The following is a 15795-nucleotide window of genomic DNA, read 5'->3' on the forward strand; positions in this document are numbered from 1 at the left end:
CGAGAAGCGCATGAACCCTGAAGAGTTAATTCATCACATCGATCGTGAATACTGCCTCGCTTTCCTGGCAAAAATGGTGCAGCACAAAAGTTACAGTGCCACCGAGGGCGAACGCGAATTAGCCCGCTATATGGCAGAACAGATGGCGCAGCTGGGGCTGGAAACCGAGCTGCAGCCGGTGGCTGGCGATCGGCTGAACGCCATCGGGCGGCTGGCCGGCAGCGGAGGCGGCCACAGCCTGTTGTTCAACGGTCATCTTGATACTAACCCGGTCACCGAAGGCTGGACCGTCGATCCCTGGGCGGGAAAAATCGACGAGCAGTTTATTTACGGCATCGGCGTTTCTAACATGAAAGCGGGCGATGCCGCCTATTTCTGCGCGCTGAAGACATTGATTGATGCCGGCGTGAAGCTCAGGGGCGACGTGATCCTCACTTACGTGGTCGGCGAGTTACAGGGCGGCATCGGTACGCTGGCGGCGATTGAGCAGGGCGTACGCGCCGACTATTTCATCAATGCCGAACCCACGGATTTACAGGCGCTGACCATGCATGCCGGCTCGCTGATGTTCACCATTGAACTGACCGGCGATACGCGCCATCTGTCAAAGCGTGAGGAGGCGGTCGACGCGATTGCGGCGGCGGTTGAACTGATTCCGCAGATCAATAACATCACCTTCAGCGGAGCGAAAAGCGCAGAACACCGCAAAATTAACCGTGGCCATATTGGCACCGTACACGGTGCGCTGGGGCGTGATTTGCAGGAGTGGCGGCCGCCGCAGGTCGCGGATTTTGTCCGCCTGAAAGGCTCCGCCCGCTTTGCGCCGGGGCAAACGGTGGACGGCGTGCTGGCCGATCTGCAGGCCCTGCTGGATGCACTGTGCCAGCGTTATCCGGGTCTGCAGGCGCAGCTGTTCGATGACGGCCTGCGCGATAAACCCACCATGCTGCCGTTTGAGGTGTCGCCGGAATCGCCAATCGTTAAAGCGGTCAATCGCGGCTGGCAGACTGTGCGCGGTACGCCGCAGCCCACCGGGGTGATCACGCCGCCCGCCTTCTACGGTACCGATGCGGCGCACCTGTATCAGCATGCGGGCATGGAGGGCATCGTGTGCGGGCCCGGCGGCAAGTACAACACCATGCCGGACGAGCGCGTCGAGATCAGTGAATTTCTTGATATGGTGCGCATCTATTTGCTGGCGATCCTCGACATCTGCCAGCCGGTTGAACCGGCGTCATGATCGCCGACGCGCTGTCACGGCTGCGCAGCGGCATGCGCGCTGCCGACATCGAGGTGATGCTGATCGATCATGGCGAACTGCTGGCATGGTTAACCGGTTATACCGTGTCGGAAACGCGTTATCGTGCCTGTCTGGTGCCGTTGCAGGACGAACCGTGGATGGTGCTGCGCCAGCTGGATGCCGCGCCGTGCCGCGCGCAGTCACCGCAGCTGGCGATTGACGCGTACCGTGATGAAGACGATCCGTGGCTGGCGGTGGCGCAAAGCCTGACGCGGCGCGGCTATCAGCGGGCGCGGCTGGGCGCGGATTATGCATCCTACGGCATGACGGTGCATAGCTGGCAGCAGCTGGCGCGCCATCTGCCCGGGGTGCGCTGGTGTGATGTCAGCGGTCTCAGCGACCGGCTGCGCAGCGTCAAATTTCAGGCTGAAATCGCCAGCTTACGCCAGGCCGCCGGCATTGCCGATGCCACGCTGGCCCAGCTGAGTGCGCAGGTGCAGGGCGGCTGGCGCGTGCGTGATGTCGCCGCGCTGGCGGCGGCACAATTTCTGCGGCTCGGTGCTGACAGCGGTGAAACCGGACCGATTGTTATCGCCAGCGGCGACAGCGGCTTTTTGCATGCCAGCGGCCATGAGCAGCGTCTGCAAGCGGGCGATGTGCTGCACGTTGAGCTGATCCCAAAAGTGCGGCACTACAGCGCGCGCCTGATGCGTCCGCTGATTGTCGGTGAAATCTCTGCGGCGCGCGCGGCGCTGGCACAACAGCTGATCGCCATTCAGGATCGCCAGCTGCAGGCGATGAAGCCGGGCGTTGCGGCTTGTACGGTGGATGCCGTCGCGCGTGAGGCGGTGCTCAGCGCCGGGCTGCGTGAGGATTACAGCAACATCACCGGTTATGCGCTGGGTCTGTATACGCGCACCCCGCGTCCGAGCGATTTCAGCTGCTGTTTTCATCCTCAGGCGCCGTGGTTACTGGAGGAAAACATGGTATTTCACATGTATATTTCAGCGCAGGGCCTCGCCTTCAGTGAAACCGTGCGCGTCACGGCACAGGGCGCAGAGCGACTCACCACGCTGCCGCGCCAGCCCTTTACGCTGCCGGCTAACAATTAACAGGATGATGTACAGTGCAGGACGTTGAATTAATCGATTTGGCTGCCACCTTGCCGGGCCTGATGTTTGATCTGAAATACGCCACAGCCGATAACATCGCCGGGTATGCTATTTATCGCGACGCGCAGGCGCTGCTGCATCCGGATGCCGCCGCCGCGCTGCGCCGCAGCAGCGACATCGCCCGGCTGGCGGGATTTCGCCTGCTGGTGCTGGACGCGTATCGTCCGCAGCAGGCGCAGTGGCACTTATGGGATGCCTGTCCGGACGCGGATTATGTGGTGCCACCGGCGCGGGGCTCGAATCACAGCCGTGGCGTGGCGATCGATGTGACGCTGGTGGATGAGGCGGGCAATATTCTGGAGATGGGGACCGGGTTTGACGACATGTCTGATGAGTCGCACCCGTTCCATCCCAACGTGCCGCAGCAGGCGCAGCGCCATCGCCTGTTGCTGAACGCCATCATGCTCGGCGGCGGTTTTGTCGGGATGCCCACCGAATGGTGGCACTTTGAACTGCCGGATGCGCAAAACTATCCGCTGCTCAGCGATCGCTTTGCCTGCGTCAGCCGGGCTGATCGCGCTCCTGTGAGTGATATTGCGCGTTAATAATCGCGTTGCTGAAGCGGGGGGTTCTGCGCCTTCCCGCCTTGACACGCCCTCCGTTCCGACCCCAGAATGCAGCTTGTTCCAAGGGGTGCCCTGTTAGAGGGCTGAGATTCTACCCGCGCGGCTGTCACGGCCGGCAACGTAGTGACCCTCTGAACCTGATCCGGCTAATACCGGCGTAGGGATGTGGAACCGGGGTCACTGCACGCCCTCATTCCCTCTTTGCGCCTTTCTGCGAATCCTGCGCATTTCTCAGGCCCTGGCTGGCCGTTATGCCGCAGTCCAAAGAGGGCACCTTCATGACCGAAGCGTCAATCATCGCCGCGCTGCTGGCGTTTATGCAGCGCCAGGAAACCACGGAAGCGGATTTTAACCAGCTGGCGCTGCAGCTGTTCGCGTGGCAATTCGAACACAATCTCCCTTACGCCCGTTTCGCCCGCCAGCGCGGCCGTACGCCGCTGACGGTCAAACAGTGGCGGCAGATTCCGGCGGTGCCGATTACGGCGTTTAAAGATCTGGCGCTGAGCTGCCGTCCGGTGGCGGAGATTCCCCACATCTTTATGACCAGCGGCACCACGGGGACCGGCCGGGGGCGCAGCTATCACCCGACGCTGGCGGTTTACGATCGCTCGATGCTGATCAATTTCCGCCAGCGCTTTATGGCCGGATATCCGCGCCTGCCGATGGCGATCCTGTTTCCGCACAGCAGCGAGCTGCCCAACTCTTCGCTGGCCCATTATCTGACGCTGGCGATGCAAGAATGTGGCACGCCAGACAGCGAAGTGATGGTTGATGCGCAGGGGCTGAAACTGCCGCGTCTGATCGCCGTACTGGAGCAGGTGCAGGCCAGCGGCCAACCCTATGCCCTGCTGGGTGCCAGCTACAGTTTTGTCCATCTGCTGGACGAACTGGCGCGTCAGCAGCGGCGTTTCAGGCTGCCGCCGGGCAGCCGCATCCTCGACACTGGGGGTTTTAAGGGCCAGTCGCGTGAAGTTGCGGCGGAAGCGTTTTATAGCGCGCTGCAGCAGACGCTCGGCGTGCCGCGTTCGCACTGCATCAATATGTACGGCATGACTGAACTCAGCACGCAGTTTTACGATGCCGGCAATGAAATCTGCCCGCCGGTGAAATCCGGACCGCACTGGATTCGCACGCGCGTGGTCAATCCGCTGACCGGTGCAGACGTGCCGGAAGGTGAGACAGGCGTACTGGTGCATCACGATCTCGCCCATTTCAATTCTGTTTCCGCCATTCTGACCGAAGATGCCGGCGTGATGGTGCCCGGCGGGTTTCAGCTGCTGGGCCGCGTCGCGGGCGCCGATGCCAAAGGCTGCTCGCTGGCGATGGAATCGTTTCTCGCTGCCGCGCAGGCGCGGGCATGAAACTGTATGCCGGCCATCTGCCGGGCATCCGCCACAGCGAGGTGGCGTGGCACAGCCTGCACTTTGGCCAGCACGGCAGCGCGCTGGAAGTGTGCGTGCCGGTGCTGTCCGAGGCGCAGATTGCCACGCTGGCGGCCAGCGTACGTGATAACGCGCGCCGCTACCTGCACACCCTGAGCGTAGCGCGCATCACCGCGTTGATTGATGAAGCCATCGCGCGCCTGCTTAACCGTTCGCACCCGGTGCGCCAGCAGGCGGAGCGGTTGCTGCCGCTGGTTACCGGCTATGACGCCGGGATGCTGCGGCTCGGTTTAACCGGCTATCTCAAAACCTTTCGTGAACCGCAGCTGCGGCGTTTTCTGGCGGAGGATTTCGGCAACGTGCAGATGCTGGACGATTTTCAGCCGCGGCCAAAAGGCGGCTTTGCCCGCGCGTTTGGTCCGCAGCTGTTGCTGCAGATCTGGGCCGGCAATGTGCCGGGTTTGCCGCTGTGGAGCCTGATTGCCGGCCTGCTGGTGAAGGCGGGAAGCGTGGGCAAAGTGGCGAGCGCAGAGCCGCTGATGGCGGGCTGGTTCGCCCAGCTGCTGGCGGAGATCGATCCGCAGCTGGGCGAGTGTCTGGCCGTTGTATGGTGGCAGGGCGGTGATGAACGCACTGAGCAGCAGTGGTTCCGCCAGGCAGATGTGGTGATGGCTTATGGCGGAGAGGCCGCGCTGACGGCGATGCAGCGGCGTCTGCCGCCAGCCACGCGCTTTCTGCCGCACGGCCATAAAATCAGTTTTGGCATGGTGGCGCGGTCGGCGCTGGACGTGCGGCGCGGTCCGGCGCTGGCGCGTCAGGTGGCTTACGATGTGATGCGCTATGACCAGGCCGGCTGTTACTCGCCGCAGGCGCTGTTTATTGAGCGCGGCGGCCGGGTGTCGCCGCAGGAGTTTGCTGCTTACCTCGCCCATGAACTTGCCGCGCTTGCACAGCGCTATCCGCGCGCGACGCTGACGCTGGGTGAAAGTCAGGCTGTGGCCGCGTGGCGCAACGCGGAGGAAATGCATGCGCTGAGCGGTGACCGCACGCTGTACGGCGATGAGCACGATGCCTGGGCGGTGGTGTACGTCGACAAGCCGGAGCCGTTACAACCGGGCGCGCTCGGACGTACGCTGAAGGTGATTGCCGTGGATATGCTGGAGGAGACGGTAAGCTGGGTAGCCGCGCAGCGCGCGTATCTGCAAAGCGTTGGCCTCGCGGCCGCGCCCGAGACGCTGTTTCGGCTGGCGGCGCAGCTCGGGGCGGCGGGCGTCACGCGCATCACGGCGCTGGGTAACATGACTTCACCGGAGGCGGGCTGGCATCACGATGGCCGCTTTAGCCTGCTGGATCTGGTCACACTGTGCGAAATCGAACAGGCGGCGGAAACCGCCGCTGAACACTATGCGCCCTATCTTGACTGAGCGGGCGTGGAGAAACGCAATGAAATTCAGCAATTACACCGTGCTGGTGACCGGCGCCAGCCGCGGTATTGGCGCCGCCATTGCCCAGGCCTTTGCCGCCGAAGGCGCGTTTGTCGTGGTCAACTATTTACGTAATCACGACGCCGCTGCGCAGGTGGTGGCGGCCTGTGAAGCACAGGGCGGGGGTGCACTGGCGATTGCCGCCGATGTGACCTGTGCCGCACAGGTAGCCGATATGATGCAGCAGATCGAGGCCGCCACCGGCCGACTGGATGTGGTGGTGAACAATGCCTTCGCACCTTATCGCTTCGATCCGGACCAGCGCCAGCGCTTCTGGGAGACGTCCTGGTCCGCTTACCAGACGCAGTTTGATGGCGCAGTGAACGCCTGCTACAACGTGTGTCAGGCGGCCTTGCCGCTGATGCGCCGCCGCGCGCGCGGCAGTATCATCAATCTGGTGAGTGATTTGATCGCCCGGCCAGCGGTGGCTTATCACGACTATATCACCGCTAAAGCCGCGCTAACGGGCTTCAGCCGGACGCTGGCGACCGAACTGGGGGCGCTGGGCATTAGGGTGAACTGCGTGGCGCCGGGACTGGTGTATCCCACCGATGCCAGTCAGCATACGCCAGAAGCGGTCCGCCATGCGCTGACAGCGCAAACGCCGCTCGGACGACTGGCGCGCGCTGCGGATATCACCGGGCCGGTGCTGTTTCTGGCATCAGCATGGAGCGAATTTGTCACCGGCCAGACGCTGTATGTCGATGGCGGGTTGGTGATGCAGGACCATTAAGCCAGGTCGCCAGTCGCCGCACTGGCGACCTGCCACCGCCCTCCAGGTACCTCTATCCGTTATTCCGCCATGCCCACCGTCATGCAGCTATCTGCGCACTGCAGGCAAATTTCTGCACAGGTCTGACAGTGTGGATGCTGGTGCTTCTGGCACTCCCAGCCGGCCAGCTGACAGGCCATCGACGTGATGGTACAGAGCTGCTCGCTCAGTTCACTCTGGGCAGCCAGCAGTTGGGCGGTTACGCGACACAGCGCCGCGCACTGCTGATTCAGGCTAATGCAGACGCTCATCTCACCGGCGTCAGCGTCCAGCAGACAAGCCGCTGCACAGTGGTCGCAGGCGGTCGCGCAGCGATAGCACAGCGCGATACAGTCATTGAGTTCAGCGTTCATGGGTTTCCTTAGCGTCAGGGTAAACGACGCGTGTGTGAGCCTGAAGGGAGAATTTAGCTAAAACAGAGGGGATATCAAGTGGATAGCGGCGGATTAACCCCGGTAAGGTGCATCGCAGATGCAATTATCCCTTTAATAATGCGGAGTTAGCTAATTGTAAGCTTGTGTATATATCAGCGCAGGTTATAAAAACCGCTTAAATAAAAGTGTACAAGTCTGTGTGGCTTGTACAAATATAGCCGCTGCGGATTTGTTAGTTAAATAAGCAATGGTTTAAATTCGTGGTAAATAAACGATGCAATTGAGGCATTATAAGCGAAGCGGTAAATGCTGCCGGATCGCTGAAGATTTGATCGATTAATTGTTTTCCAGCGAGAAAATTACTCTCCTGACAAGGTTTATCACGCATTTAAGCGAAGCGTAAACACAATGTCAGGAGAGTGTGGTGCCAAAGGTTATCGAGGTTAAATCAGTATTAAGAGGGGAAAGTCTTATTTACGACGACTGATCTTTCCTCCCTTCCTGCCGGCTTCAATGGCACGCTGTGGATCGTTCTTAAAGTTACCGCCACTGACCTGACCACCCTTGCGGCCTGCTTCAGCCGCGCGCTCCTTATCGGCTGCGAAGTTGCCTGAACCCCCACGACGTTGCGTCACTTTTTCTTCCTCTTCAGGTTTCTTCTTTGGATCCTTCATTTTTTTCCTCTCAGTTCATACCCGCATGAAGCAAAAATAAATGTAGCGATGTTTTTACCATAATCAAGCCAGGAATAATCTTAACTTTTAATTTACAGCACGTTGGTTGTTTAACTATGAGTCAATTCCAGCTGATTTATTCCGGCAAAACATCTGGGGTGGAATTGTTAACATTTTACTTTCATAAAGGGAAGCATTCTTTTAGCGCCGCTAATGTGATTCGATGAGGTTATGACAATTATCCGCTGTCGCAATTCTTAAAAACCTTTCTTGCACAGCTGCGCTTACTTGCTACGTTTAATTAAGTTGTTCGCCTGGACTTAATTAGCGCTTCGCTTATTTTCAGATAAACAGCCTGAAAGCGATGAGGTAAGAGCGTGCTGCCGGCTCAGTGACGAGCATCCAACGCGGCTGATGTGCCTGGCCGGTGTCACTTTACTTTGGAGCGAAACATGACGAAGGAATCTGTGTATCTGGACTGGCTGCGCGATGCGCATGCTATGGAAAAACACGCGGAAAGCTTGTTGAAAGCGGCGGTGTTACGCCTGACGGAGCATCCCGCATTGCAGACGCGCCTTGAGCAGTATCTTGAGCAAAGTCGTGAACAGCAGCAGCAGGTGAAAACGCTGCTGCGCCAGTATGACAGCAGCTGGTCGGTGCTGAAGGAGTCGTTAGGCCGGATGTCGGCGGTCGGTCAGGCCGCCAGCGATATGCTGCAGGATGAAGAGGGCATCCGTGTGGCCGTCAGCAGCTACGTGTTCTGTAACTATAAAATCGCCACCTACTCGACGTTGCTGGTGGCCGCAGAGCAGGCGGAAGAGGGGGAGGATGTCAGGATCGTGCGGCGCATCCTGCAGCAGGAAAGCCAGATGGCCAGCAGGCTGCTGCAGCTGCTGCCACAGGCGGCAGAAGAAGCCATTGTGCTGCGCACGGAACCTGAGTTTTCCGGCGCGGATTAAGTCATCCTGCGGCGCGCCCTAGAGATCAATCACCAGTTCCGCCGATTTGCTGCGCGAGCAGCACAAGGCGATATACTGCTCCGGGGCGCTTTTTTCGCTGTCAGACTGCACGGTATCGCGGTGATCGATCTCTCCAGCGGTAACCCGCGTCAGGCAGGCGCCGCACATGCCCATCTCGCAGGAGAGCGGAACGTCGACGCCATGCTCCAGCAGCACCGTGGCAATGGTTTTGTCAGGCGGAATGGTACATTGCTGCCCACTGCGTGCCAGCGTCACGGTAAAATCCTCTTCCGCGCCAGCCGTGCGGGCGACAGGTTTGAACGCTTCAGCGTGAATGTTGGCGCTGTCCCAGCCGCGCGCCAGCGCCTGCTGCTGCATGTGCGTCATAAACCCTTCCGGCCCGCACAGGTACAGATGCGTGTCGGCGGCAGCATCAAGCAGTTCCGCCGGTGGATAATCACGTGCGCTGCGGCCTTCGCTGCTGTACCAGATTTCACAAAATCCATGCTGAAAACGCTGCGCCAGTTCGGCGGCAAAAGCTTCATCACCGCGCTGGCGGACAAAGTAATGCAGCACAAAAGGCACGGCGGCGGCCTCCAGCGCCAGCGCCATGGCGTACAGCGGCGTAATGCCAATTCCGGCCGCCAGCAAAATGACTTTAGCGGCCGGTTGCAGAGGAAACAGGTTGCGCGGTGGCGAAATCGCAATCGTCTGGCCGGGGCGCAGCGTGTCGTGCACGTAGCGCGATCCCCCGCGTGATTGCCCGTCGCGCGCAATACAAATCTGGTAGCCGCGCGCGTCATCGCAGCGTCCGGTCAGTGAGTACTGACGTATGAGGCCATCACGCAGGTGCACATCAATGTGCGCACCGGGTTGCCAGTCCGGCAACGGCTGGCCATTTTCCGCCACCAGCGTGACGCTGAGATTGTGACGTCCCTGACGATACAGGCCATCCACCACCACATTCAGCAGATCACTCATCGTTGCCTCCTTACACCAGGAAAAATTCGCCGAAGCCCATGCGCTTCAGGCCGCGGCGATAAGCAATGGAGCTGCGATCGGCCGGAATATGCGCTTCCAGAGCCAGGTCAAGCGGCAAACGCTCCGGCTGCTGGGTTTCCACCATCAGGCGGTCTTCTTCGAACACGCGCTGATTGAAGGCGTGCACCTCTTCAACCGGGATGTGTAGGTCAAAGTTACGCGCGATGGGCGCAAACATGCGCGTTTTGCGCGCCGATACTGGCGACGCGGCATTCATGATCACCAGGCGCGATTCGCCGGGGAAATGAATGGTCAGCGTGGCGGTAAATGGCAGGTGCATCTCGAAATGACGCAGCCAGCTAAATCCTTCCGGCGCCTGCTGCGGACTGTCAGCGGCAAAGTTACTCACTGAGCTCCAGTAATCCACGGCAAAACCGGTCTCGGTTTCGACCGGGTTATAGGCAGGTACTACCTGGTTGTTGGGATCGGCGAAGGTTTCCGTGTGCACCCAGGCGAAGTGCGCCACATCCAGAAAACCTTCCACCTGGCGTCCGGCAAAGCCGTTGACGTCAAAACCGGGACAGTTGATCTGTTGAAAACCAGCATCATCCCAGTGCGGCATGGTGGGCAGCGGCGCGGGCTGGTCAGCATCCGGCGCGAGGCACACCCAAATCAACCCAAAGCGCTCTTCCACCGCGTAGCTGATCAGATTGAGTTTGGCCGGAATCGGCTGGTCGGGGCTGGACGGGATGCGATTGCAGCGGCCACCGGCACCGAAGCGCAAGCCGTGATAAGGGCAGACGATACCCTCTTCATCATGAAAACCGAGCGTCAGCGGGACGCCACGATGCGGGCAAACGTCGCGTGCCGCTACCACCTGACCCTGCAGACGATACAGCACCAGCTGCTCGTCAAGCAGCACCGCTTTGGTCGGTGCGCCGGCGATATCACAGGAACGGGCAACCGGATGCCACTGTCGCGCCAGACGCAGCCAGTCATCAGGTTCAAACGTGCAGTGTGCGGGAGGCGTAATATTATTCATGCTGTTGTCCTGTCAGGTGCTCACACAAGGCGTAATAGAAGGCTTCATTTTTGTCAGGACATTGTTAATATGCTTGCCTGTGCAAATCCATCAGCAAGAATGCAGCCAGGTGTTGCAAAAAACCGTACAGGTGATAAATGAGCCCGTTTTCCCGCTTTGCCGTCTATTTTGCCGAAGTGGCGCGCAGCGGCAGTTTGCGCAAAGCCGCTGAGCAGCTGCACGTTTCCGCTTCTGCCATTAACCGGCAGATTCTGCAGGCGGAAGAGAGTTTTGGTACGCCGCTGTTTGAGCGTTTGCCGGAAGGGCTGCGCATGACCACCGCCGGAGAATTGCTGTATGACGATGTGATGCGCTGGCAGCGTGAGTTTCGCGTCACGCGGCAGCGTTTCGATGATATACAGGGACTCAAGCGCGGTAACGTCACGGCCGGGCTGGTGCAGTCGCTGACCAAAGGCAGCGTGGCAGACGTCATCGCCGATATCGCACGCCAGCATCAGTGGCTGCGGCTGGAGCTGACGGTAGACAACAGCCACCGCATCAGCCAGATGATTCGCCAGTCGGAAATCGATTTTGGCCTGATTCTCGATCCCGCCGGGCAGAGCGGACTTGAAGTGCTGGCGTTTGCCGAACTGGAGATGGGCGTGGTGATGGCCGCCGACCATCCGCTTAGCACGAGGCCGCTGCTGTCGCTCAGCGAACTCAGTCATGAGCGGCACATTGTGCCTGGCGCCGCGCTGGTGGTCCACGAACGTGTCGATGCGCTGTACCGCAAGCAGGGCCTGGCGCCGGAAAACATTATCGCCTGTAACGACATCCGCCTGATTCGCAGCCTGATCGCGCAGGGCACCGGCATCAGCGTGCTGAGCCTGCTGGACGTGATGACCGAGGTGCAGGAGAACCAGCTCTGCTTCGTACCGCTCAGGCACAGCGTGATGCGACCGCTGACCCTGGCGCTGTGTACTGCGCCGTCGCGCCAGCTATCGCGGGCGGCGCAGATGGTGATTCAGCGTATGACTGAGGTGATCGAGGCGATGGCCAGTGTCAGGCCCGCTGGCGGGCCGTAATCACGTTCAGTGCCCGGTTTCGGCATGCGGCGCGCGGGTTTTGCTGGCACCGGCACCGCCCGATGGACGGGCGATAATAATACCGAGAATACCGCCGGCAATTAGCGCCATCGCCACAATCAGCAATCCTGAGTGATAACTTTGCGTCGCATCTTTCATTTTTCCCAGCAGCGGCGGTAAACCCAGTCCGACAAAGTTTGCCACCGTATTGATAAAGGCAATCGATGCCGCAGCGGCTACGCCAGCTAATTTTTCTGTGGTCACGGCCCAGAATATTGGCGTCAGAGCAAAGTTAAGCCCGACGGTCAAGACCAGCAGAATATAGGCGAGGAGCAGGCTGCCAGAATAAATCGCACCGGTTAATGCCAGGCCCGATAAAATTAATGGCAAACCCATATGCCAGGCGCGTTCACCGCTGCGATCGGAATGGCGTCCGTTTAAATACATAAATACGCAGGCCATCACAAAGGGCAGGGCGGATAACAGGCTGATAATAAAATTGCTCTGCTCTGCGGCCATGCTTTTAATAATCAACGGCATGAACAACGTAATGCCGATGGAACCGAACGCCTGTAAAAACCATACCAGACTGAGCAATAACACCGTGCGATCTTTTAATGCCTGCAGCCAGGAGTGGTTCTTATTCAGGGTGACACCCAGATTGTCCTGTTCGAGGCGTTGACGCAGCCAGTGTTTTTGCGGTGTAGTTAACCAGACAGCATCGTCGGGCTTATCGGGTAAGCGCCACAGCACCAGACAACCAAGCACCACCGCGGGAATGCCTTCCAGCGCGAAAAGCCAGCGCCAGCCTGCGATATCGGCAATGCCATGCATATTGAGAATGGCACCGGAAATGGGCAGACCAATAATCGACGCGCCCACCGATCCCATATAAAAGAAAGACATTGCCCGTGCGCGGTTACTTTTAGGGAACCAGCAGGAAATATAATAGATAATACCCGGCGCAAAACCGGCTTCGGCCATACCGAGTAAGAAACGCATCACATATAACTGATTGGCGCTATGAACCAGCGCCATGCCGGTACTGACAATGCCCCAGGTAATCATAATGCGCGCTATCCAGCGCCGGGCACCGACTTTGGTCATAATGACATTGCTGGGAATCTCAAACAGAATGTAGGAAATATAGAACATGCCGACACCGAGGCCGTACATGCTGGTGGTAAGCCCGAGATCGGCATTCATTTGCAGCGCAGCGATAGAGATATTGGTTTTATCGAGATTAGCGACAAAATAACAGATTACGATAAACGGGATGATGCGCTTATTTAATTGACTCAACGTAGAACCAGAAACATCGGAACTTATCATATCCACCTCGTCACGCAGCATTACGCCACTCCGCGCCGGCAGACAGGCGCAAGGGTAGCGATGTCATGAATGATCTGTTTCGCTTGCTAAGCAATAAATGAAGTGCAGCCGAAAATAAAAATCATTTTATTTCGGCCACGCGGCAGCATTAACTATGCCGATAGTGATATTGCACATGAGCGATATAAATCGTCATGAGTAAGAAGTGTAGTACAATCTATTTTGATTGTACTACAATAGAGATCACAGATTGGACGATTGGCAGGCGTTAAACGATCGCGGCGTAATCACCGGTACCCTCCGGCCAGGGTGTGAGCAGGTCGAAGCCGGTATCCGTGACGGCGACAGTGTGCTCCCACTGCGCGGACAGGGAGCGATCTTTGGTCACCACCGTCCAGCCATCAGACAGCACGCTGGTGCCCGCTTTGCCGGCGTTAATCATGGGCTCAATGGTAAAAATCATGCCAGCCTGCAGCGCCAGCCCCTGGCCGGGCGTGCCGTAATGCAGGATTTGGGGATCGCCGTGGTAGATCTCGCCAACGCCGTGACCGCAATACTCGCGTACCACGGAAAACCCGGCCTTTTCAGCGACCTGCTGAATAGCCGCACCGATATCGCCCAGCGTTGCACCGGGTTTCACCACCCGAATGCCTGCCACCATTGATTCATACGTCACGTCAACCAGGCGCTTAGCGCGTACCGACGGCTGACCGACGAAATACATGCGGCTGGTGTCGCCGTACCAGCCGTCTTTGATGATCGCCACGTCGATATTGACGATGTCACCGTCTTTGAGCTTTTTCTCGCCCGGAATACCGTGGCACACCACGTGATTGACCGAGGTGCATACAGTACGGGTGTAACCCTGATAGCCAATGTTAGCCGGAATGACCTTTAGCTCATTGACAATATAGTCGTGACAGCGGCGATCCAGTTCATCGGTGGTAACGCCGGGTTTCACCCAGGGCGCGATCATCTCCAGGACTTTGGCGGCGGCGTGACCGGCGGCACGCGCCCGTTCAATCTCTCCAGCGGTATGCAGTTTGATACTCATTGCGCGATTCCCTGCGGAATAAAGGAAGGTTGGTCAAGCAGCTGCGCCAGTTCAGCGCCGCCATCACGTTCGACCCGCATCAGCAGGCGTGTCAGTTCCTGATGGCTGAGCTGCGGATAAAGTTCGGCCAGCATGCCGATTTTCATCCAGTGCTCCGCCTGCGCGTTGATCGAACGACTGAGCGCTGTGCTGGCGATGCGCAGGTTCTCATGCATTAAATCCGAAATTTTGACGATACCCATGGCTGGCCTTTATATGAAACGTATATGCTATGTATATAGCATATCCACAACGGCATGATTTGCAAGGTCAAATTTTCGCCTGTCCGTAAATTTGCGAAATTTGTCCGAAATTGCCCATACCTCATACCAGTGCGTACTCATCGCCACGGAGGTCGGGATACTTCGGTGTCATCGAGAGATTCTTATGGCCCAGTAACCGCTGTGTAAACACCTCACCCTAATGCGCTTCATATAATCTTCCCGATAAACTGCGGATCTCATGAAAAATTGGCGGGTTGTCCGCCTCATCCAGACCGCAGCGGGTTCGCGCGCGCGTCAATGCCTGCGTCAGATTTTCCGGGGGTACCGGACCGGGTCTCCGTGAGCACGACTCTGTATATACCAGGCGAACTGGCGTTACGGTCTATGTGAGAGGAGTGAAATCACGTTTCCAGTCGGTATTGCTGGGATGTGCTGCTGGCTGACGCTGTGCGGGGGAAAACCGGCTCGAAAAATATCAGTCTACTGACACGCCGCAGACGTCATCGGTTCATGCATCAGAATGGCGCAGCTGCTCCATGAAGAAGTGAGAAATATTGAACGGCAGGTTAAAGCGGACATTCAGGCCAGCTCAGTCCTGAAACGGGATTGTGCGCTGCTGACGTCGATTAAATCTGTCTGGCCCCAACTGGGGATGCACATGCTGGTTGTGCTGCGCAGCCATAACGTTGAATCAGCAGATCAGGCTGCGGCTTTTCCGGGCGTGGTGCCTCTTGAAAAACGTTCGGGTACGGCCACGCATATCTTAAATCGGCCGCCCCAGCTTAGAGCAAAGCTCTACATGTCTGCCCTATGCGGAAAAATTAACAGTAAACGGATGCGTAATATCTACAAGGAAATGTGTCTCAGGGGCAAACCTAAAATGGTAGCCATCGGTGCACTGATGCGAAAACGGGGTCATCGGTGTTATGGCGTTCTGAAAACGGCAACAATTTTTGTGATCTGGAATCAAGAGTTGCATTTAACGACTGATTTATATGAATCTTATTTTACACCCTATCCAGGGATGTAGGTTTTGTCTTCATAATAAACAGGCTCTGCGCAGGATATTTTTGGTTTCCTGGCAAAGCCTTATGAGGCACAGGACGGACTCAAAAGAATCTGTCTGTATTCCGGGAAAAGATCTCAGTCGGTTTCGACAATAAACATTCGTGCTTCCTGAGCTTCCCGGCGTTCGGCCTTGATGGGGGCGTATTTTTCAGAGTTGTAGAAGGCTAATGCCTGGTTAAGGGTTGGAAACTCAAATACGCCAGCTAATGGCAGAGGCACCTCATCGCCTTCAAGAACCTCCGAGACGGTGCCAAAATGCAGAATTCGCCCGCCGGCTTCTTTCAGAGCTGCCTGAAACCGGGGAGCGAGTTTAGACTGCCTGTCAGGGTCGATAACACGCAGATTGATGTGCACGTACGCTGGCATAA

Annotated in this window: 16 protein-coding genes, 1 pseudogene and 1 riboswitch; of the genes and pseudogenes, 9 read left to right on the top strand and 8 right to left on the bottom strand. The window is 58.0% G+C overall.

All coding sequences use genetic code 11. The features are described 5' to 3' along the window. The first annotated feature begins 10 nt into the window (after nt 1–10). From AC6I7J_RS19575 to AC6I7J_RS19600, 6 genes are all read left to right on the top strand, one after another. Nucleotides 11–1240 carry a M20 family metallopeptidase gene (locus AC6I7J_RS19575; protein ID WP_150360165.1) on the top strand — a complete coding sequence of 410 codons (1230 nt, stop codon included), beginning with the start codon at nt 11–13 and terminating at the stop codon, nt 1238–1240. Next, nucleotides 1237–2352: a M24 family metallopeptidase gene (locus AC6I7J_RS19580; RefSeq protein WP_338671270.1), complete on the top strand. Its 1116-nt coding sequence runs from the start codon at nt 1237–1239 to the stop codon at nt 2350–2352. The genes AC6I7J_RS19575 and AC6I7J_RS19580 overlap by 4 nt, the downstream gene beginning before the upstream one ends. Before the next feature lie 14 nt (nt 2353–2366). Then, nucleotides 2367–2957 carry a D-alanyl-D-alanine dipeptidase gene (gene ddpX, locus AC6I7J_RS19585; RefSeq protein ID WP_498007382.1) on the top strand — a complete coding sequence of 197 codons (591 nt, stop codon included), beginning with the start codon at nt 2367–2369 and terminating at the stop codon, nt 2955–2957. Between the two features lie 74 nt (nt 2958–3031). Beyond that, nucleotides 3032–3161, top strand: a riboswitch (TPP riboswitch). Between the two features lie 95 nt (nt 3162–3256). Continuing rightward, complete coding sequence (locus AC6I7J_RS19590) at nt 3257–4339, top strand: LuxE/PaaK family acyltransferase (protein WP_498007467.1); 1083 nt, start codon at nt 3257–3259, stop codon at nt 4337–4339. Next, complete coding sequence (locus AC6I7J_RS19595) at nt 4336–5784, top strand: acyl-CoA reductase (RefSeq protein WP_498007383.1); 1449 nt, start codon at nt 4336–4338, stop codon at nt 5782–5784. Before AC6I7J_RS19590 ends, AC6I7J_RS19595 begins: the two co-directional genes overlap by 4 nt. A gap of 19 nt (nt 5785–5803) precedes the next feature. Beyond that, the gene (locus AC6I7J_RS19600; protein ID WP_498007384.1) at nt 5804–6577 is read left to right on the top strand and encodes an SDR family oxidoreductase; all 774 of its coding nucleotides are present in this window, start codon (nt 5804–5806) and stop codon (nt 6575–6577) included. 59 nt (nt 6578–6636) lie between these two features. Here AC6I7J_RS19600 and AC6I7J_RS19605 read toward each other — a convergent pair whose 3' ends face one another. Next, nucleotides 6637–6969 (bottom strand): four-helix bundle copper-binding protein, encoded by a 333-nt coding sequence (locus tag AC6I7J_RS19605; protein WP_498007385.1) that lies wholly within the window; start codon nt 6967–6969, stop codon nt 6637–6639. A gap of 491 nt (nt 6970–7460) precedes the next feature. Continuing rightward, nucleotides 7461–7625, bottom strand: coding sequence for a con-10 family general stress protein (locus AC6I7J_RS19610; protein ID WP_010615780.1), 165 nt, complete (start codon nt 7623–7625; stop codon nt 7461–7463). 491 nt (nt 7626–8116) lie between these two features. Between AC6I7J_RS19610 and AC6I7J_RS19615 the strand changes: the two genes are divergently transcribed. Next, on the top strand, nt 8117–8623 hold the full coding sequence (locus AC6I7J_RS19615) for a YciE/YciF ferroxidase family protein (protein ID WP_498007386.1): 507 nt from the start codon (nt 8117–8119) through the stop codon (nt 8621–8623). 18 nt (nt 8624–8641) lie between these two features. Here the strand turns inward: AC6I7J_RS19615 and AC6I7J_RS19620 are convergent, their stop codons facing one another. Beyond that, the gene (locus AC6I7J_RS19620; RefSeq protein ID WP_481658116.1) at nt 8642–9604 is read right to left on the bottom strand and encodes a PDR/VanB family oxidoreductase; all 963 of its coding nucleotides are present in this window, start codon (nt 9602–9604) and stop codon (nt 8642–8644) included. A 10-nt stretch (nt 9605–9614) separates the two neighbouring features. Beyond that, nucleotides 9615–10646, bottom strand: coding sequence for a molybdenum cofactor-independent xanthine hydroxylase subunit HpxD (gene hpxD, locus AC6I7J_RS19625; RefSeq protein ID WP_058781371.1), 1032 nt, complete (start codon nt 10644–10646; stop codon nt 9615–9617). A gap of 137 nt (nt 10647–10783) precedes the next feature. On the opposite strand from hpxD, the gene AC6I7J_RS19630 reads away from it, so the two are divergent. Then, nucleotides 10784–11710 (top strand): LysR family transcriptional regulator, encoded by a 927-nt coding sequence (locus AC6I7J_RS19630; protein WP_498007387.1) that lies wholly within the window; start codon nt 10784–10786, stop codon nt 11708–11710. A gap of 6 nt (nt 11711–11716) precedes the next feature. Here the strand turns inward: AC6I7J_RS19630 and AC6I7J_RS19635 are convergent, their stop codons facing one another. From AC6I7J_RS19635 to AC6I7J_RS19645, 3 genes are all read right to left on the bottom strand, one after another. Beyond that, nucleotides 11717–13042 (bottom strand): MFS transporter, encoded by a 1326-nt coding sequence (locus AC6I7J_RS19635; RefSeq protein ID WP_220496546.1) that lies wholly within the window; start codon nt 13040–13042, stop codon nt 11717–11719. A gap of 268 nt (nt 13043–13310) precedes the next feature. Then, the gene (gene map / locus AC6I7J_RS19640) at nt 13311–14096 is read right to left on the bottom strand and encodes a type I methionyl aminopeptidase (RefSeq protein WP_127835094.1); all 786 of its coding nucleotides are present in this window, start codon (nt 14094–14096) and stop codon (nt 13311–13313) included. After that, a complete protein-coding gene (locus AC6I7J_RS19645) occupies nt 14093–14338 on the bottom strand; it encodes a ParD-like family protein (protein ID WP_010615787.1) in 246 nt (81 codons plus the stop codon). The genes map and AC6I7J_RS19645 overlap by 4 nt, the downstream gene beginning before the upstream one ends. 447 nt (nt 14339–14785) lie before the next feature. On the opposite strand from AC6I7J_RS19645, the pseudogene AC6I7J_RS19650 reads away from it, so the two are divergent. Then, nucleotides 14786–15389, top strand: a pseudogene (locus AC6I7J_RS19650) (transposase); the annotation flags it as partial. Between the two features lie 113 nt (nt 15390–15502). Here the strand turns inward: AC6I7J_RS19650 and AC6I7J_RS19655 are convergent. Then, nucleotides 15503–15793 (bottom strand): DUF1330 domain-containing protein, encoded by a 291-nt coding sequence (locus AC6I7J_RS19655; protein ID WP_088517520.1) that lies wholly within the window; start codon nt 15791–15793, stop codon nt 15503–15505. Between the last annotated feature and the right edge of the window lie 2 nt (nt 15794–15795).

The sequence above is a fragment of the Type-C symbiont of Plautia stali genome (assembly GCF_059730935.1).